This is a genomic window from Serratia sp. CY47444, assembly GCF_052168635.1.
Classification (GTDB): domain Bacteria; phylum Pseudomonadota; class Gammaproteobacteria; order Enterobacterales; family Enterobacteriaceae; genus Serratia; species Serratia bockelmannii.
This window is the reverse complement of sequence record NZ_JBJNMH010000014.1, coordinates 34960-53265: the sequence shown is the minus strand read 5'-3', so window position 1 is coordinate 53265 and position 18306 is coordinate 34960. Positions and strand designations below refer to the sequence as shown.

General features: G+C 58.7%; 17 protein-coding genes and 1 tRNA gene. 9 read left to right on the top strand and 9 right to left on the bottom strand.

The annotated features are described in order from the left end of the window. Positions 1-2 precede the first annotated feature (2 nt). Together ACJ8IL_RS17590 and ACJ8IL_RS17585 are read right to left on the bottom strand one after the other, a co-directional pair. The gene (locus ACJ8IL_RS17590) at positions 3-1940 is read right to left on the bottom strand and encodes a MacB family efflux pump subunit (RefSeq protein WP_043141772.1); all 1938 of its coding nucleotides are present in this window, start codon (positions 1938-1940) and stop codon (positions 3-5) included. After that, positions 1937-3142, bottom strand: a complete 1206-nt coding sequence (locus tag ACJ8IL_RS17585) for an efflux RND transporter periplasmic adaptor subunit (RefSeq protein WP_080271250.1) — start codon at positions 3140-3142, stop codon at positions 1937-1939. Before ACJ8IL_RS17585 ends, ACJ8IL_RS17590 begins: the two co-directional genes overlap by 4 nt. A gap of 216 nt (positions 3143-3358) precedes the next feature. On the opposite strand from ACJ8IL_RS17585, the gene cho reads away from it, so the two are divergent. From cho to ACJ8IL_RS17560, 5 genes are all read left to right on the top strand, one after another. Next, a complete protein-coding gene (gene cho, locus ACJ8IL_RS17580; RefSeq protein WP_049205152.1) occupies positions 3359-4207 on the top strand; it encodes an excinuclease Cho in 849 nt (282 codons plus the stop codon). 112 nt (positions 4208-4319) lie between these two features. Further along, positions 4320-4416: transfer RNA gene (locus ACJ8IL_RS17575), tRNA-OTHER, on the top strand. A gap of 184 nt (positions 4417-4600) precedes the next feature. Continuing rightward, a complete protein-coding gene (locus ACJ8IL_RS17570; protein ID WP_442516702.1) occupies positions 4601-4900 on the top strand; it encodes a sigma-S stabilization anti-adapter protein IraP in 300 nt (99 codons plus the stop codon). A 123-nt stretch (positions 4901-5023) separates the two neighbouring features. Continuing rightward, complete coding sequence (locus tag ACJ8IL_RS17565; RefSeq protein ID WP_043141770.1) at positions 5024-5527, top strand: YlaC family protein; 504 nt, start codon at positions 5024-5026, stop codon at positions 5525-5527. Between the two features lie 69 nt (positions 5528-5596). Beyond that, positions 5597-5728 (top strand): hypothetical protein, encoded by a 132-nt coding sequence (locus ACJ8IL_RS17560; protein WP_256376330.1) that lies wholly within the window; start codon positions 5597-5599, stop codon positions 5726-5728. 62 nt (positions 5729-5790) lie between these two features. Here the strand turns inward: ACJ8IL_RS17560 and ACJ8IL_RS17555 are convergent, their stop codons facing one another. The 4 genes from ACJ8IL_RS17555 to mdoC form a co-directional block, all read right to left on the bottom strand. Further along, complete coding sequence (locus ACJ8IL_RS17555; RefSeq protein WP_016928228.1) at positions 5791-5919, bottom strand: hypothetical protein; 129 nt, start codon at positions 5917-5919, stop codon at positions 5791-5793. 248 nt (positions 5920-6167) lie between these two features. Then, positions 6168-7889 carry a potassium/proton antiporter gene (locus ACJ8IL_RS17550; RefSeq protein ID WP_015377414.1) on the bottom strand — a complete coding sequence of 574 codons (1722 nt, stop codon included), beginning with the start codon at positions 7887-7889 and terminating at the stop codon, positions 6168-6170. 281 nt (positions 7890-8170) lie between these two features. Then, complete coding sequence (locus ACJ8IL_RS17545) at positions 8171-8395, bottom strand: hypothetical protein (RefSeq protein WP_033633376.1); 225 nt, start codon at positions 8393-8395, stop codon at positions 8171-8173. A 303-nt stretch (positions 8396-8698) separates the two neighbouring features. Continuing rightward, on the bottom strand, positions 8699-9829 hold the full coding sequence (gene mdoC, locus ACJ8IL_RS17540; protein ID WP_043141764.1) for a glucans biosynthesis protein MdoC: 1131 nt from the start codon (positions 9827-9829) through the stop codon (positions 8699-8701). Between the two features lie 259 nt (positions 9830-10088). Between mdoC and mdoG the strand changes: the two genes are divergently transcribed. The 3 genes from mdoG (at position 10089) to ACJ8IL_RS17525 (ending at position 14617) form a co-directional block, all read left to right on the top strand. Continuing rightward, positions 10089-11657 (top strand): glucans biosynthesis protein MdoG, encoded by a 1569-nt coding sequence (gene mdoG / locus ACJ8IL_RS17535; RefSeq protein WP_025302384.1) that lies wholly within the window; start codon positions 10089-10091, stop codon positions 11655-11657. Then, a complete protein-coding gene (gene mdoH / locus ACJ8IL_RS17530) occupies positions 11650-14208 on the top strand; it encodes a glucans biosynthesis glucosyltransferase MdoH (RefSeq protein ID WP_442516701.1) in 2559 nt (852 codons plus the stop codon). The genes mdoG and mdoH overlap by 8 nt, the downstream gene beginning before the upstream one ends. Before the next feature lie 163 nt (positions 14209-14371). Further along, positions 14372-14617: a YceK/YidQ family lipoprotein gene (locus tag ACJ8IL_RS17525; protein WP_435967669.1), complete on the top strand. Its 246-nt coding sequence runs from the start codon at positions 14372-14374 to the stop codon at positions 14615-14617. A 6-nt stretch (positions 14618-14623) separates the two neighbouring features. On the opposite strand, the gene ACJ8IL_RS17520 is transcribed toward ACJ8IL_RS17525, so the two are convergent. Both ACJ8IL_RS17520 and ACJ8IL_RS17515 read right to left on the bottom strand, forming a co-directional pair. Continuing rightward, positions 14624-15169 (bottom strand): GNAT family N-acetyltransferase, encoded by a 546-nt coding sequence (locus ACJ8IL_RS17520; RefSeq protein ID WP_025302387.1) that lies wholly within the window; start codon positions 15167-15169, stop codon positions 14624-14626. Positions 15170-15202: 33 nt separating this feature from the next. Then, on the bottom strand, positions 15203-15580 hold the full coding sequence (locus tag ACJ8IL_RS17515) for a MysB family protein (protein ID WP_043141761.1): 378 nt from the start codon (positions 15578-15580) through the stop codon (positions 15203-15205). Positions 15581-15790: 210 nt separating this feature from the next. Here ACJ8IL_RS17515 and leuA point away from each other — a divergent pair, with 210 nt between their 5' ends. Next, positions 15791-17473, top strand: a complete 1683-nt coding sequence (gene leuA / locus ACJ8IL_RS17510; RefSeq protein WP_442516700.1) for a 2-isopropylmalate synthase — start codon at positions 15791-15793, stop codon at positions 17471-17473. Here leuA and ACJ8IL_RS17505 read toward each other — a convergent pair. Then, positions 17430-18224: an AraC family transcriptional regulator gene (locus ACJ8IL_RS17505; protein WP_442516699.1), complete on the bottom strand. Its 795-nt coding sequence runs from the start codon at positions 18222-18224 to the stop codon at positions 17430-17432. The two genes, leuA and ACJ8IL_RS17505, sit on opposite strands and share 44 nt — an antisense overlap. Between the last annotated feature and the right edge of the window lie 82 nt (positions 18225-18306).

Here is an 18306-nt window from a genome sequence, read left to right as displayed (position 1 = left end):
GGTTACTCGCTGGCCAATGAAACGACCGGATCCATCCTTGCCGCTTTACGGGCGGGGAGATAACCGAAGATCATGCCGATTAAAGTTGAACAGAAAAACGCCGTCGCGGCAGCTTGCCAGGAATAGATGGCGGTGAACATACCGCCCGCCAGCGAGGTGAACAGCGACCCGGCGGCGAACGACAGCGCGATGCCCAATGCGCCGCCGATCAGACAGACCAGCACCGCCTCTATCATGAACTGTTGCATGATGTCGCTGCGCCGCGCGCCGACCGCCATGCGCACGCCGATTTCGTGGGTGCGTTCGGTCACCGAGACCAGCATGATGTTCATCACCCCCAGGCTGCCGATCACCAGCGCGATTGATGCCACCATCAGGATCAGCAGGCTAAAAGTCATTGACGTGCGTTCGATGGACTTTCGGATTTTATCGAAGTTGTACAAACGGAAATCTTTTACGCCGTGGCGCTGGGTCAACAGCTGTGTGATAGCGGTGACGGCCGATTCGCTGGCGACATTGTCCTTTAGGCGAACGGTGATGCCGCTAAGCGTCGGTTTGCCTACCATGCGATACATGACAGTGCTGTAGGGCATCCATACAGTGATGCGATTGGGCGCGTAATTGCGATTGCTTTTAGCCACACCGATCACCCGGGCCGGCACCGAGCCGAGAAACACGATCTGGCCGAGCGGCTCGACGCCGAAATCGCCGAATAGCGCCTGGCGCGCATTGTCGTCGATGATCACTTCCTGCAGCGCATTACGATCGTCGCGGAAAGTCACGCCTTGTAACAGCTCGACGCCGTTAACGCGGAAATAGTCGCGCCCGACGCCGGTGATCGAGGCAGTGGCGGACTTGCTGCGAAAACGGATGCTGTCGGAGGCGTCTACTTCCGGGCTGACGCTGTCGACGAAGCTTTGCTGTGCCAGCGCGTCGGCATCGGCCGGCACCAGGGTGCGGATGCTGTCGATGGCGTCGTCGAAGAAATCGCGGCCCGGATAGATGCTTACCACATTCGTGCCGAGATCTTTGAGGTTTTCCAGCGTGCGCTGTTTGGCGCCTTCGCCCAGCGCCACTACCGTGACCACGGCGGCGATGCCGAAGATGATGCCGGTCATGGTCAGCGCGGTGCGCAGACGATGAGCGTTCATCGCCTTCAACGCCATGTGCAGCGATTCGCGAGTGCGGTCGATCAGGCGTTGCCAGCCGCTTTGCCGGCTGCGGTTCGGCGGCGGCAGCGATGCGCCGGGCGCCGACTTGCGGCCACTGTCAGCGATGATCTTGCCATCTTGCAGTTCGATGACGCGCTGCGCATGTTGCGCCACTTTCATATCGTGGGTGACGATCACCACGGTGTGGCCGCGCTGATTCAGTTCGCTCAGGATCGCCAGCACTTCCTGGCCGGATTGGGTGTCCAGCGCGCCGGTCGGTTCGTCCGCCAGGATGATCTCACCGCCGTTGATCAGCGAACGGGCGATGCTGACGCGCTGCTGCTGGCCGCCGGAAAGCTGGCCGGGTTTGTGGTCTTCGCGTCCCTCAAGCCCCAACCGCGCCAGCAATTGCGCCGCCCGCTGCCGCCGCTGATCGCGCCGGGCGTTGGCGTAGATAGCCGGGATTTCGACATTGCCCAGCGCGCTGAGATCGGGCATCAGGTGGTAACGCTGGAAAATAAAGCCGATATGCTCGCGGCGCAGGCGGGCCAGTTCGTCCGGCGACAGGTGGGCGGCGTTCTGGCCGCTGATGTAGTAATCGCCGCGATCCGGCACGTCGAGGCAGCCCATGATGTTCATCAGCGTCGATTTGCCGGAACCGGAGGCGCCGATGATCGCCACCAGCTCGCCGGCGGCGATGGTCAGATCGATGTCTTTCAATACCGTCAGCGCCTGGCCGCCGTTGGTGTAGGTTCGGCTGATGCCTTTTAGTTCGATGATCGCGTTCACAGGAAGATGCCATCCTCAGCCGATTTGGCGGCGGGCTGCGACAGCACCACGGTTTCACCGGCTTTCAGGCCGCTGAGGATCTGAATGTCGACGTTGTTGGTGATGCCGGTGGTCACTTTGCGCGTTTCCAGCCGCTGGTCTTGGGTCAGCACCTGCACCTGCTGCTCTTGGCCATCGATTTTATGCACCGCCTGGATCGGCACCAGTAGGGTGTTCTTCGCGTCGCCGAGCAGCAAGGACACCTGCGCGGTCATGGCGATGCGCAGGCGGTTTTCCGGGTTGGGCACGTCCAGCAGCGCGTTGTAATAGACCGAGGCGTTCGAGGTGCCGGAGCCGGAAGCAGAGCTGGTCCCGGCGAGCGAGTCGTCTTTCATCACCGATTCCGGTGCCAGCTCGATGGTGCGTAGCGTGGCGTCGTACCGCTTATCCGGATCGGAGAAAATAGTGAAGTACGCCTTTTGTCCCGGCGAAATGCGGGTGATGTCGGCTTCGGAGATCTGCGCCTTGATGGTCATCATATCCAGCCGCGCCAGCTTGACGATGGTCGGTGCACTTTGGCTGGAGTTGACCGTTTGTCCCTGCTGCGTGACCACGGCGATAACAATGCCGTCCATCGGCGCAACCACGCGGGTATAGCCCAGATCGATTTTTTTCTTTTCGACTTCGATCTGCGATTGCACCAACTGCGCATTGAGCGCCTGCAGATCGGCGCGAGTGGTGGCGAGCGAGGCTTCGGCGGTCTCGAAGTCTTCCCGCGAACTGGCTTCGTCGTTCAGCATGCGGCGCTGGCGTTTAAAACGCGACTCCGCCTGTTTCAGCAAGGCCTGTTTGGCTAACATATTGGCTTTGACTACGTTCAGCGCTGCCTCGGCGTTGCGCAGATCGTTGCGCTGTTGCAGATCGTCGATGTCGGCGATCGGTTGCCCTTTAGTGACGCGATCGCCCAGCTTGACCTTCAGCGATTTGACTTCGCCGGAGACGCGGGCGCCGACGTTGACGCGTTCGATGGCATCCAGCCGCCCGGTGGCCAGCACGGCGTTTTCGATATCGCCCAGGCGGGCCGGCGCGGTAACGTAATCCTGCTGAGGCGGGCGTTGCCAAAAAATGGCCAGCGCGACGGCGACGGCGATGAAAACGATGGCGGCGATCAACGCCAGACGGCGGGAGGGGAGTTTCAGTGATGACATACCCAGGTTTTCCATAACGATAAAAGCGGCGGTTCTAGTCTGCCATCATGGCAGCGCCAGCTTGAACTGGCGCTAAACGTGAGGCGCTTTCCCGCTGGAAAGGGGATAGTAAAGGCTTTCCCGCTAAAGATCACGGCGAGTTATTATCCACCACGTGTGCAACCGGCTGCGTTGGGCGTTATACTGGGTAAAAAACCAGTATTCATTCATCAGCAGGATAACACCACCGCCATGATGCCAAACCGCCTCGAGCCAGAACTCGACATTTACCAATACCCGGAGCACCTGCGCGCCTGCCTGGCGCCGTTGCCCAAAGGGCCGGGTGTGTATGTGTTTCACGGTCAAAGCGAGAGCCTGCCGCTTTACATCGGTAAAAGCGTCAATATACGCAGCCGGGTGATGGCGCACTTCCGCGCGCAGGACGAGGCTAAAATGCTGCGCCAAACCCGGCGCATCAGCTTTATCGAGACCGCAGGCGAGTTGGGGGCATTGCTGCTGGAGGCGCAATTGATCAAACAGCAACAGCCGCTGTTCAACAAACGTCTGCGGCGTTCGAAACAGCTGTGCGCGCTGCGCTTGCAGGCAGATGCGGTGACGATTGCTCACGCCAAAGAGATCGACTTCGCCGTCACGCCCCACCTCTACGGGCTGTTTGCCAATCGCCACGCCGCGCTGGAAAAGCTGCGCGCCATCGCCGATGAGCATCGTTTATGTTACGGCAAGCTGGGGATCGACAAGCTGCCGGCAGGGCGAGCCTGTTTCCGCTACAGCCTGCGCAAGTGCGCGGGCGCCTGCTGTGGCGTGGAGTCGGCGCAGGAGCATGCGCTGCGGCTCGGCGCGGCGCTTGAGCAGTTGCGCATCGCCTGTTGGCCGTTCGCCGGGCGCGTGGCGCTGGAGGAGCAGGGCGAGACGCTGCGTCAGTACCATGTGATCCACAATTGGTTTTATCTGGGCTCGGTCGGCGATCTGGCGCAGGCGGAGCAGCTACAGAGCGCGGCCAGCCATTTCGACAGCGATGGCTACAAGATTTTGTGCAAGCCGCTCATCGCTGGCGATTACCCGATTATTGAGCTGCCGTAAGGCCATCATGCTGGTGATAACCTAAGATTTATCCGTAAAGTCAGGGCATTATGCTAAAAAAACTTGAATCCATAATGTTGTTATGGATAATGGCGCCCCGAAGCGAAGGAACGCGCTATTAACTCAGTTGGCAGAGTGATTGGTTTTATAATGGCTTGTTTTGGCTTGAAAATTGATAGACGCGGGTTCGAGTCCTGCATAGCGCGCCAGCTTTCTTTCTTCGTCTCATCGCGCTTACCGTAAAGCGCACCCGGGTTGATTTGCACTATCGGCTCCTCGTTGGGATTTTCGGGTGTGCTTTACCGTAACCGCTGGCTTTCCTTCCTCTTTCTCTTTCGATCCTTTGCTAAACTGTAATCAGGCAGGCTTGCTGCCCGGCAACAGGAGGTCGATATGTCTCACTCCGATCAACTGCAGGAACTCTTGCAACGCGTCGCCGCCCTCGAGGCGAGAGAGAAAGCGCTGACCGCCGCGTCCAACGCTTATCAGGCGATTATCACTACCATGTTAGGCAATATGGAGAAGACCGAACGTGATCGGATCATCGCGATGATCGATCAGGCCCATGAAATCGCCTACGCCCGCGCCATTCAACGCAGCAACGAACCGCAAAAGCAGAAAATCAAGCAGGCCGACGATGAGGCCCAGCGCATGTTCATGTTTGCGCAAGGCAAGGCCGCTCAGCCGCGCTGAAGCCGAACTATAACAGTTGCCGTCATTAAGTTGGCTAACTGATCTACCCGGCAAAACTGTACTTGTGTTACTTTTAGCAGCGAGATTTGATGGCAATGCTGTTTCCAGCATAAGGTTGTAACGATGGACGCGATTAAAAGCATCTTGGTTAAAGAGATTGAGCAGATCAATCGGCGCGAAGGGCGTGACGGCAAGCCGCGCTTCAACAGCGAATTCGCCCGTACTCACCGCTATTTGTGCCTTGCCATGTTCGCCGGTTACTTCGCGGTGATCGCCGTGATGTATCAGGTGCCGTACATGGGGGTGTATGCCTTCCTGGGCTTCACCGCCTTCGTGCTGTTCATGTTCGCCATGCTGCTGATCGAGATCCGGCCGGTGTACCGTTTCGAGGACATCGGGGTGCTGGATCTGCGGGTTTGCTACAATGGCGAATGGTACTTCACCCGCGCGCTGTCGCCTTATGCGGTGCAGCAATTGCTGGATGAGCCCTCCATCGGCGCCGCGCTGAAACAGAAGATGCGAGTCATCATCGGCAACAAGGGCGAAATCGACTTCTACGACGTGTACGATATGGCATACGGAAAAAAGCCGCAGGATGAGCCACCGCAGCTGGCGGCGGCAAACTGAAAGGTTTCCGGCCGGCGGCTTGTCGATTATACTCAGCGTTTGAACATGAAGCAGAATAAGGACCAAGCGATGAGTGATGATATTTTCGATTTTGATATCGATGCCGAACTGGCGAAAGCCGAAGAAAAAGCGGCGCAGAAGGTAAAAGAGGTCCCTGAAATCCTCGAAGACGAAGCGGACTGCGAAGGTTGCAAGATCTGATCGCCTGACCCATAAAAAAAACCGCCGCGGCGGTTTTTTTTATGTCTGAGCGTCGCGTGGCATCAATCCAGCACGAATCCCCAGATCAGGAACGCCGCCACCAGAATCAGGCAAAGCGCGGACACCGTCACCAGTATTTTCCCCAGAATGTCTTTTTCTTGTTCCTGCTGCGTCACGTTAAAATTATCCAATTAAAAGTCTATGGACCAAACCGGCGATGCTGAGATCGGCTGCCGCTACACCCAGCGCCATGAGCATCATCACCGAAAGAAATCGAGTCTTGCCGTTCACACCCTTAATCCCTGTGGGCGCCGCTGTTAAGTTTTTATATCAAAGGGATATAATTCAGCGGCACCGAATCGCATACATCGTGATAGTGATTAAGAACGTTCTTAAGGCCAGAAGTTCCCTCATCTGATAGCGCCGCTGTGCGGCAGCGTCAGTCGGTCACGATCCTGACGCCTATCTTGCTGACTTGATTACCGTCCATTTCTGCAATGGTCCAGGTCAGGCCGTCCCACTCCACCTGGTCGCCGATCACCGGTTCGCCGCCGATCAGCTGAATGACGAACTGCCCCAGCGTCTGCTGCTCGTCCACGTCGTCTTGCAGGTTGAGGCCATAAACCTGTGAGATGTCGCTCAAACGGGCGTCGGATTGCAGGATAAAGTCGCCGAAGAAGCGCTCGTCGAGCGTCACTGCCGGTGCCTGGCTAAAGAGCTTGCCGAGGATCGGCAGGTCGTGCTCATGGCCGATGACGCACAAAATATCGTTCTCGCGCAGCCGGGTACTGCCGCTAGGGTGCAACAGCTCTTTGCCGCGGAACAGGGCGGCGATGCGGGTATTAGGCGGCATTTTCAGTTCACGCAGCGCAGCACCGACGCACCAGTTTTCCGCCGAAAGCTGATAAACGAATTGTTCCCACTGGTTTTCCGGGTGTACGTCCAGCCCAACGCGGGAGATCGGCGTCAGCGCCGGCGGCACGATCACCTTGGCCTTTTTGGCGGCGAATGACAGCGTGGTGCCTTGCAGTAGCAGGGAAACCAGCACCACGAAGAACGCCACGTTAAAGAACAGTTGGGCGTTGGGCAGCCCGGCCATCATCGGGAACACCGCCAGGATCACCGGCACCGCGCCGCGCAGGCCAACCCAGGAAATAAAGCCGCGTTCGCGCAGGGTAAAGCTGCGGAACGGCAGCAAACCGATAAACACCGACAGCGGGCGCGCGAACAGGATCATCCACAGCGACAGCAGCAGGGCAGGGATGGCGATCGGCAGCAGCTCATGCGGGTTGAGCAGCAGACCGAGCACCAGGAACATGCCGATCTGGCTGAGCCAGGCCAGGCCATCGAAGGTTTGCACGATGCCGTGACGGTTGCGGATTGGACGGTTGCCCAGCAGCAGACCGCACAGGTACACCGCCAGAATGCCGCTGCCGTCCAGCGCGGTAGTCAGCGCGAAAATAAGAATGCCGCCGCTCACCGCCAGCAGCGGGTAGAGACCGTCCGCCAGCTTGATGTGGTTGATCAGCGTCAGCAGCAGCCAGCCGCCGCCGAGACCGAAGACGATGCCCATGCCGAACTGCTGCATCAGATGCAGCGGGAAGGTCCAGCTTAGCGCGGTTTCCCCGGCGGCGATCATCGCAATCAGCGTGATGGTGAGAAATACCGCCATCGGATCGTTGCTGCCGGATTCGATCTCCAGCGTAGCGCTGACGCGTTCGTTCAACCCTTTGCCGCCCAGCAACGAGAAGACTGCGGCGGCGTCGGTGGAACCGATGATGGCACCGATCAGCAAGCCCTGCAGCAGATCGAGGTTGAACAGCCAGGCGGCGGCCATGCCGGTTAGGCCGGCGGTGATCACCACGCCGACGGTGGCGAGAGACAGTGCTGGCCACAGTGCCACGCGGAACGAACTGACCCGGGTGCGCATGCCGCCGTCGAGCAGGATCACCGCCAACGCGAGGTTACTGACCAGATAAGCGACCGGGTAATTGCTGAAGACGATGCCGCCGGGGCCGTCGACGCCGGCCAGCATGCCGATCGCCAGGAAGATCACCAGGATCGGAATGCCGAGTCGGGAAGAAAATGAGCTGAGCAGAATGCTTGCCCCCACCAGCACGGCACCGATGACGAACAAGCTGTTAATGGTGCTGGCATCCAAAATTTCGCTCTCCTGAGGCTGGGGATAGGGGGCACTGCGCGTGTGCCGATGATAACGTGTTTAGTGGGTAAAACGCCAAGGCTGATTGTGAAAACAATCGATCAATTATTGCCCTTTGGTACGATTAAACTAAGAAAGTGAGGAGAAGAGGGGAAATTCTGCCTTTTATCCAACATTATCAGGCTGCTGTATTTTTGCTGTGGCAACAATGATCGAGCTGCTCGGAGGAAAAACCATTAAGCCCGCGCAGGCAGGCTTAATGGTTTGCAGGCGCGGTAGGGTTAGTGGTCGAGCGATTCCAGCGCCCGTTTGATCAGCTCGGTGGCCAGCTTGCTTTCCGCTTCAGAAATGCCGTCGAGATTAAAGTTGGAGAGCTCAGCGACCAAAACGCTGCGTTCTTTGCCGCTGATTGAGGCGTCCAGCGCGGACAGCAGCCTGCCGAGGATCTTCAGCAGGGTAGCGTTTTCCGCTACGGCTTCCTGAGCCGGGGTGTTCTTATCGGTCATTCAAAATCCTCTCTGTCGTGACGGAAGGGAGATGCAGCTAACGCCATCGAATGAATTAAACGATCGCGCAGCCCTTCGGGGGTGTCGAGCCCAATCACTACCGTAAGGCAGGGATATGGATTTTTACTTATGCATTGCAGTTATAACGACTAGGTAATCTATGCTACCGTATCACTGTGCCCTAACGGGCGACGCCAGGCTGAGCAATGTGTGCTCTGTATGCAAACGACCAGTATAGGCTTTCTGCGCGGCGTTAATATGACAGAAAACCCCTGCGAACGGTCAGGTTTACAGGGGACAAGGTTATTGCGGCTTGCCGGAGAACAGGAAACGCAGCACCGGAATGCGCTTGTGCAGCTCATATAACGCGAAGGCCAGCGAGAACACAAACAGCAGGCCCAGCAAAAATCCCAACAGGTTATTGCCGATATACGGCGTCACGAAAGCGCCATATATCAGGGTCAACGGGTGGTGCACCAGATATATAAACAGCGAGGCGTTGACCAGATAGGTGATGCGCGGCGAGTGATAATTCAGCAGGTTATGCCCGAAAGAGAACACCACATTGGTCATCAGGATCCCCATTAGGGTTTTGATCACCACTTCCAGCTCGAACATATAGCTGCTGTGCGCCAACAGTTTCTGGTTCAGCATATATGCGATAAACAGCAGCAGCGAGCCGAGCAGCGCCAGCGGCGAACGACGCAGAAAAATCTCTTTAAGCCACACATACTTAAACGCATAGGCGCCGAGGATGAAGAACGGCAGGTAGAACATCGTCTCCATCACCACGAAATTGAACAGGCCATTGGATAATAGCTGCGGCGCGAAAATTAAAATAATACGGTGCGCGGCCGAATAGCATACCGCATAAATAAAGAAACACAGTGAGACATTTCCTAATCCACGCATTCTGTTTATTAACGGTGGAATAGGATCGCGGGTTTGACGCTTGATTTTGCGGAACAGATAAAAGCAGGCGAAGGTCAACAATGACAGGGTCAATAAGAACCACAGATGAGACACCAATTCCCAAACTGTTACATTTATTTTCTGATAGAGAGAAAACTCGTCCCAGCCGTTTAATTTATCGGTGAAATATTTCAGCATGAAAAATTGCGGCACCGTAATTAGCGGGATGGAGCTCAACAGCGGGATCGCCACCCGCTCCAGCCTGACCTTCAACCACTGATGGCGCTCGTAGCGCTCGTAGAGCATGTAGGAGAAGTAGCCGGAGATCACGAAGAACACCTGCATGCGGAAAGCGTGGATGAAGTCGTTCAGCACCGTGAGCGAGAAGGAGGGCGACGCGCTGTTCACCGCCCAGGCGTGGCTGGAATAAATCAGGGAGAGGTGAAACGGAATGCCGAGCAACATCAAATAGGCTCGGATCGAATCGAGGAAAAACTCGCGCTGTTTGCTGCCTTTAGTCATAGATTACCGCTGGTGATTTAATCGAGAGTTCATTAACACGCTTAATAAGTCGTCAAACGTTAAATTGTTATCCGGAACCCTACTATAGCCCCCCGCATTTTTCCATAGCGTCTTGTTGCGCGGCTTGCTACGCTGGTGTTCCATCAGCTGCTTAAACAATGAGCCGTAAACATGAACCATCCATTTATCATGTTGTCGGAAAGCTGAGTAATCCATTAATATGGATTTAAATGATTTGAGCACACGAATAGGGGGGGATGTGCTAGTTAATATATTATCCGGACAACCACGCGCCGCGAGCGTTCGTTGGTTAGGTGCTACCGTATTGTTCACGCTGTTCAGTTCGCCGGCATGGGCCTTTTCTATTGATGATGTCGCCAAGCAGGCGCAGGATCTGGCGGCGAAAGGTTTCGAAGCCCCGAAGAGCAACCTTCCTTCTCAGTTCCGCGAGATGAAGTTCGCAGACTATCAGCAGATTCAGTTCAATCACGATAAAGCCTATTGGAGCAAGCTGAAAACCCCTTTCAAGCTTGAGTTTTATCATCAGGGGATGTACTTCGATACGCCGGTGAAAATCAACGAAGTCACCTCCACCAGCGTAAAACAGATCAAGTACAGCCCAGATTACTTCAACTTCGGTTCGGTCAAACACGACCCTGAATCGGTGAAAAATCTCGGTTTTGCCGGCTTCAAGGTGCTTTATCCGATCAACAGCGCCGACAAAAACGATGAGATCATGAGCCTGCTGGGCGCGAGCTATTTCCGCGTGGTGGGTAAAGGGCAGGTTTACGGGCTTTCCGCTCGCGGCCTGGCTATCGACACCGCTTTGCCGTCCGGCGAAGAGTTCCCGCGTTTTCGCGAATTCTGGGTTGAACGTCCGAAGCAGGGCGACAAGCACCTGGTGATCTACGCGCTGCTGGATTCCCCGCGTGCCACCGGCGCTTACCGCTTCACGGTGATCCCGGGCCGCGACACCACCGTGGACGTCGAGTCTAAAGTGTTCCTGCGCGACAAGGTGGGTAAACTGGGGCTGGCGCCGCTGACCAGCATGTACCTGTTCGGGCCGAACCAGCCGTCACCGACGCTGAACTACCGCCCGGCGTTGCACGATTCCAACGGTCTGTCTATCCATGCCGGCAACGGCGAGTGGATCTGGCGTCCGCTGAACAATCCTAAACACCTGTCCGTCAGCACCTATACCGTTGAGAATCCGAAAGGCTTCGGTCTGCTGCAGCGCGGTCGCAACTTCAAAGAATATGAAGATCTGGACGATCGTTACGATCTGCGTCCGAGCGCCTGGATCGAACCGAAGGGCGACTGGGGCAAAGGCAAGGTCGAGCTGGTGGAGATCCCGACGGCGGATGAAACCAACGACAACATCGTCGCGTTCTGGACGCCGGATACCTTGCCGGAAGCCAAAAAGCCGCTGACGCTGAGCTACCGCCTGAACTTCACCCGCGATGAAGACAAGCTGCATTCGCAAGACATCGCCTATGTGGCGCGGACCATGCGTTCGACCGGTGACGTGAAGCAGTCCAACCTGATTCGCGAGCCAGACGGCAGCGTGGCTTTCCTGGTCGACTTCGTTGGCCCGGTGCTGAAAGGACTGGATGCCAATACCCCGGTCGCCTCTCAGATCAGCATCGGCGACAATGGTGAAATGGTAGAAAACAACGTCCGCTATAACCCAGTGACCAAAGGCTGGCGCCTGACGGTGCGTCTGAAAGTGAAAGACGACAAGAAGCCGGTAGAAATGCGTGCGGCGCTGGTCAATGGCGATAAGACTCTGTCGGAAACCTGGAGCTATCAGCTACCTGCCAATGAATAAGCCTACTCAACCCGCCCAGGATTATCTTGCGGCGTTGCCTCTGACCGCTGAGCGGTCAGAGGCGCTCAACCCTCAAACGGCGGATGACGCTCAGGCTCTGGAGGCGCTCCATCGGCAGATGGGCGCCGCCGACGCCAACGTCAATAGCCTGTCGGCGGATGACGTGGCGCTGGCCTCGGTCAAACCGCGTATCGAAAACGCCTGGCCGGATGCGGTCAGCGATGACGACTTCGATACCGACGCCGAAGGGCGTGCCATTCTGAAGGCGACGCCGCCGATCAAACGCACCACCATGTTCCCGGAAGCCTGGCGCACCAACCCGGTGGCGCGCTTCTGGGATTCTCTGCTGGGGCGTTCGCCGCACAATCGGCACGCCACCAAAGAGGAAGCTGCGGCCGAGAACCGCTGGCGTGTCGTCGGCTCCATGCGCCGCTATGTGCTGCTGGTGCTGATGCTGGTGCAGACCGGCATCGCCACCTGGTACATGAAAACCATCTTGCCTTATCAGGGCTGGGCGCTGATCGATCCTATCGCCATGTTGGATCAGGATCTGATGCAGTCGGTCTTGCAACTGCTGCCGTATGTGCTGCAAACCGGCATTCTGATCCTGTTCGCCGTGCTGTTCTGCTGGGTCTCGGCCGGTTTCTGGACCGCGCTGATGGGCTTCCTGCAGTTGCTGATCGGCAAGGACAAATACAGTATTTCCTCTACCATCAAGGGCGATGAGCCGATCAACCCGGCGCACCGCACCGCGCTGATCATGCCGATCTGCAACGAAGACGTCGAACGCGTGTTCGCCGGCCTGCGTGCGACCTATGAGTCCGTCGCCGCGACCGGTCAGCTGGAACACTTCGATATCTACGTGCTGAGCGACAGCTACGATCCGGACATCTGCGTGGCGGAGCAAAAGGCGTGGATGGAGCTGTGCCGCGATGTCGACGGCCACGGCCGCATCTTCTATCGCCGCCGCCGCCGCCGCGTAAAACGCAAGAGCGGCAACATCGACGACTTCTGCCGTCGTTGGGGCGGTGAGTACAGTTACATGGTGATCCTGGATGCCGACAGCGTGATGAGCGGCGAATGCCTCACCGGGCTGGTGCGTTTGATGGAAGCCAACCCGAACGCCGGCATCATCCAGTCGGCGCCGAAGGCGTCCGGTATGGATACCCTGTATGCGCGCGTGCAGCAGTTCGCCACCCGCGTTTACGGGCCGTTGTTCACCGCCGGCCTGCATTTCTGGCAGCTGGGTGAGTCACATTACTGGGGCCATAATGCCATCATCCGCGTGAAGCCGTTTATCGAGCACTGTGCGCTGGCGCCGTTGCCGGGCGAGGGCTCCTTCGCCGGTTCAATCTTGTCGCACGACTTCGTTGAAGCGGCGCTGATGCGCCGCGCCGGCTGGGGCGTGTGGATCGCTTACGATCTGCCGGGCAGTTACGAAGAGCTGCCACCAAACCTGCTGGACGAGCTGAAACGCGACCGCCGCTGGTGCCACGGCAACCTGATGAACTTCCGCCTGTTCCTGGTGAAGGGGATGCACCCGGTGCACCGTGCGGTGTTCCTGACCGGCGTGATGTCTTACCTGTCGGCGCCGCTGTGGTTCATGTTCCTGGCGCTCTCCACCGCATTGCAGGTGGTGCATACGCTGATGGAACCGCAATACTTCCTGCAGCCGCGGCAGCTGTTCCCGGTCTGGCCACAGTGGCGGCCCGAGCTGGCGATTGCACTGTTCTCCACCACGCTGGTGCTGCTGTTCCTGCCGAAGTTGCTCAGTATTGTGCTGATCTGGGCCAAGGGCGCGAAAGAGTACGGTGGGGCGTTCCGCCTGTTCATTTCGATGCTGATGGAAATGCTGTTCTCGGTGCTGCTGGCGCCGGTGCGCATGCTGTTCCATACCGTGTTCGTAGTGAGCGCCTTCCTCGGTTGGGAAGTGGTGTGGAACTCTCCGCAGCGTGACGATGACGATACGCCTTGGGGTGAAGCGTTCCGCCGCCATGGCTCGCAGATGTTGCTGGGCCTGGTATGGGCCGGCGGCATGGCATGGCTGGATCTGCGCTTCCTGTGGTGGTTGGCGCCGATCGTGTTCTCGCTGATCCTGTCACCGTTCGTGTCGGTGCTGTCGAGCCGCGCAACGCTGGGCATGAAGAGCAAACGCGCCAAGCTGTTTCTGATCCCGGAAGAGTACAACCCGCCGCGCGAGTTGCTGGCGACGGAAGAATATCTGCATCTCAACCGCAACCGCGCGCTGACCAACGGCTTTATGCATGCGGTGGTCAACCCATCCTTCAACGCGCTGGCGACGGCGTTGGCGACGGCGCGTCACCATCTGCGTGTGACGCTCGATCGCAACCGCGAGGAGCGGGTGAACGAAGCGCTGCAGCTGGGGCCGGAGAAACTGGTGAAGGGCAAACGTCTGGAGCTGCTGAGCGATCCGGTTACGCTGGCTCGTTTGCACCAGCGCGTTTGGCTGTTGCCGGAAGGCGCCGCCTGGCGTGAGCACTATCAGCAGTTGCCGCACAACCCGCTGGCGCACCCAACGGGCCAGCGTTAATCGCTGAACGGCAACGCTCAAACGGGGAATGCGCATGGCGCGTTCCCCGTTTTTTTTACCTTTTGCTTACGCGCGCCGATGCCGGTGGAGAAAGGGAACTGTGATAGACTGCGGCCGATGCGTTGTTCACTCGCGAAACAACCCTTTGCTCAGAGTCAATGTCGTGAAGTTCTCTTCCTACCTTCGGCTGGCCTGCGTGGCGGCCGGCGTGATGGCCCTAACCGGTTGCGGCAGCATCATCAGCCGCACCATGCCCGGCGCGGGGCATGGCCACCAGTACTATCCCGGCGTGCAGTGGGATTTGCGCGATACGCCCTGGCGTTACGTCACGGTGATAGATGTGCCGTTGTCGATGGTGGTGGACACCTTTATGCTGCCGTTCGATGCGCAGCACGGCCCCTATGAATAAACCTGCTCAGCGGGTGGCGAACACCACCAGCTGATAGCCTTTCTGCCCACAGTGGAAAGGTGCCAGCGCCGTCATGCCCAACCCTTGCACGTGAGCGGCCAACGAATGCGGATTGTCGTCGTCGATAAACAGCGCGCCCACGTCGTAGTCATGACTGGTGTGCGCTTTGACGGCGGCGTAGAGGCGTTTCAGCACGCCTTTGCCGCGCCAGGCGGCGTCGAGGCAAACCGGGCCGTAGAGAAACACCCGCTGCTCACTCAGCGCCCGCCCGGCGAAGGACTGCGTGGCGAGCGTCGCCAGCATCGCATCCACCACCGGTGGCCGCGGTTGCACGTCGGCAGGCATCAGGCAAACGAACCCTGCCAGTTGGTTCTCCTGTTCGGCCACTAGTATGCCGATGCCGCGGTTGATCGCCGTCAGCTGCGCCTCATTCATGCGCGATACGATAAATCCCTGCCTTTTTTGGCGCTCGTCGAGCGCTTCCGGCACGTTTTCCCCCTGCAGCTGCAAAATGGCGGGGTAGTCGGTAGAGCGGGCCCGGCGGATAATCATGCTGCCTCCTTGGCGATAAAAATGTGGTGCGGGTTAACGTTCATCCCACTCATCGGCCGCGGCCTGGCCTTCTTCGGTATCCAGCGGCGGTTCGAGCTGGAAGTCGCCTTCTTCCCATTCATACAGGGTATTTTCGTCTATCCACTCGGCGGTAATTTCCACCTCGTCGTAGTCCCCGTCGAAGATCGCCTGTGCCGCCGCACCGCTGCGCAGCGTCAGGCATTCCACCGCTTCACCCTCTTCTTCGAAGAACTCCGCCTGCCACATCGTGTCGCCATCCTGCATCACGTACTTTTGCAGATTGAACTGCTGCGGCACCGGCGGTTCGTCACCGCTGCCGCCTTCGGCGGTGTCGAGAAACTCTTCGCGTGCGGCCTCGATGGCTTCTTCCAGGGTTGCATACAGGCTCATGTTCGCCTCCGTTGACAATGAGAATAAAGCGTCCGGCGTGCTGCCGGCGCGGTGGGGAAAAACGTCAAAACTAATTGTTGTCTCACTGGCGCAGGATGCAAATTTTTTTGTTGTCCGCTCTGCGACGACGGTTGTCCGCAAAGCGGGAGAAGCAGGCGCGGAGACGGGAAATAATGACGGTATCGTTCACTCAGGCATCAGGAGAAGCCCATGTTAATCGACCCTTCAAGCAAATACCGACCGTTCCCGCCGGTGACGTTACCGGATCGCCAGTGGCCTGCGCGCACGCTGCGGCAGGCGCCGCGCTGGTGCTCCAGCGATCTGCGCGACGGCAACCAGGCGCTGGCGGAGCCGATGGATAACGCGCGCAAGCGCGAATTCTATCAATTGTTGTTGCAGTGCGGTTTCAAAGAGATTGAGGTGGCTTTCCCTTCGGCGTCGCAAACGGATTTCGATTTTGTGCGCACGCTGATCGACGAGCAACTGATCCCGCACGACGTCACGATTCAGGTGCTGACGCAGTCGCGCGACGATCTGATCGATCGTACCTTCGAGGCGCTGCAGGGTGCGCCACGGGCTATCGTGCATCTGTACAACGCCACGGCGCCGATGTTTCGCGACATCGTGTTCCGCCAGGATAAGGCCGCTACCGTGGCGCTGGCGGTGAACGGCGCGCGGCGCATTCGCCGGCATTGTGAGGCTCAGCCCGATACCGCCTGGTGCTTCGAGTATTCGCCGGAAACCTTTTGTTTTACGGAATTAGAGTTCGCGCTGGAGATCTGCGAAGCGGTGGCGGAGGTGTGGCAACCGGGGCCGCAGCGGCCGATGATTATCAACCTGCCGGCGACGGTGGAAGTGAGTACACCCAACGTGTATGCCGATCAGATTGAATGGTTCTGCCGCCATTTCAGCCGTCGCGCCGATGTGGCGATCAGCGTGCATCCGCATAACGATCGCGGTACCGGCGTGGCCTGCGCGGAGCTGGCGCTGTTGGCCGGCGCCGATCGGGTCGAAGGCTGCCTGTTCGGCAACGGAGAGCGTACCGGTAACGTCGATCTGGTTACGCTGGCGTTGAATCTTTATACCCAGGGCGTGGCGCCGGGCCTGGACTTCAGCCGCCTGAAACAGGTGGTGGAAGTGGTGGAACAGTGCAATCAGCTGCCGGTGCATCCTCGCCATCCTTATGCCGGCGAATTGGTGTTTACCGCCTTCTCCGGTTCGCATCAGGATGCGATCAAGAAAGGTTTCGCCGCGCAACGCCAGCGACAAGATGGCTGGTGGCAGGTGCCTTACCTGCCGCTCGATCCCGCCGATGTCGGCTGCAGCTATGAGGCGGTGATCCGGGTTAACAGCCAGTCCGGCAAAAGCGGCGCCGCCTGGCTGTTGGAGCAGAACCATGGGCTGGCGTTGCCGCGCGGTTTGCAGATTGATTTCAGCCAGGTGGTCCAGCGGGCGACCGACGGCAGCGGTAAGGAAATGAGCGTCGCGCAGCTGTGGCGCTTATTCCGCGACACTTACGGGCTGGTGGAGCAGCCGTGCTTGCAGCTGTTGAGCTACCAGACGGAAAGTCACGGGGTAGAGGCCTACAGTTTCAACGCGAGAGTCGCCTGGCAGGGGGAGACACTGCGGTTGCAGGGCGCCGGCAACGGTCTGCTTTCCAGCGCGGTGGATGCGCTGCGTCAGCGCTTCGGCTTGCCGCTGGCGATCGAGGATTACCACGAGCACACGTTGGGGCATCAGAGTGATAGCCGAGCGGTGGCCTATATCCGCTGTGCGCTGCCGCAAGGTGAGGCGACCTACGGCGTTGGCATCGACGTTGACTCCGCCAGCGCCTCGCTGCAGGCGCTGTTCAACGTTGCCGGGCGCTATCTGTCGTCGGCACGGCTCGGTTGAAATAGTCGCTGGGCGCGACCCCCAATAACCGGCGGAACATGGCGCTGAACGCGCTGGGGCTGTCATAGCCGAGATCCAGCGCCACTTCCAACACCGAGCGGCCTGTCGCCAGCGCGTTCAACGCCGCCAGCAAACGGGCGCGTCGCACCCAATCACTAAAATGCAGCCCGGTTTCTCGCTGGAAGCGCCGCGACAGGGTGCGTCCACTGACGCTGAGCTGAGCGGCCGCCTGTTCCAGCGTCCAGGGCTGCGCCAGCGTGGCCTGAATATGGCGGCACAGGGCAAGCAGTGAGGCCTCACGCGGTTCGGGCAAGTGCAGCGGCAGACTCGGCAGCATTCGCAACTCATCCAGGATCAGTTCCATCACGCGCTCATCGCGCCCGCCGCTGGGATAGCCGGGCGCAATCTCCATCGCACAGATAATCAACTCGCGCAGCAGCGGCGAAATCTGCACCACCTGGCATTGGGCCGGCAGATCGGCACGCGCCAACGGATCGACAAACAGCGTCCTGGCCGCCACCTGGCCGGTGATGCGCAGGCTGTGCACCATTTTCGCCGGTACCCAGACGCCACGGCCGGGTGGCACCACCCAACTGCCGAGCCGGGTCGTGACCTGCACTACGCCGCTCAGGCTGTGAATCAGCTGCGCGCAGTTATGGTAGTGATCCGGCTCGCTGTCGCCGTGGCGATAATCCTTGGCCAACGGCCGGATGGGCTGATCGACCGGCAGAACGTCATGAAACAACAGCATCGTTAGCGGCCTCCGTGCGGCAAAAGGGGGGAAGACAGCATGCCATGCGGCGCGGTTTCACACCAGCCTGTGGCACGCGGCA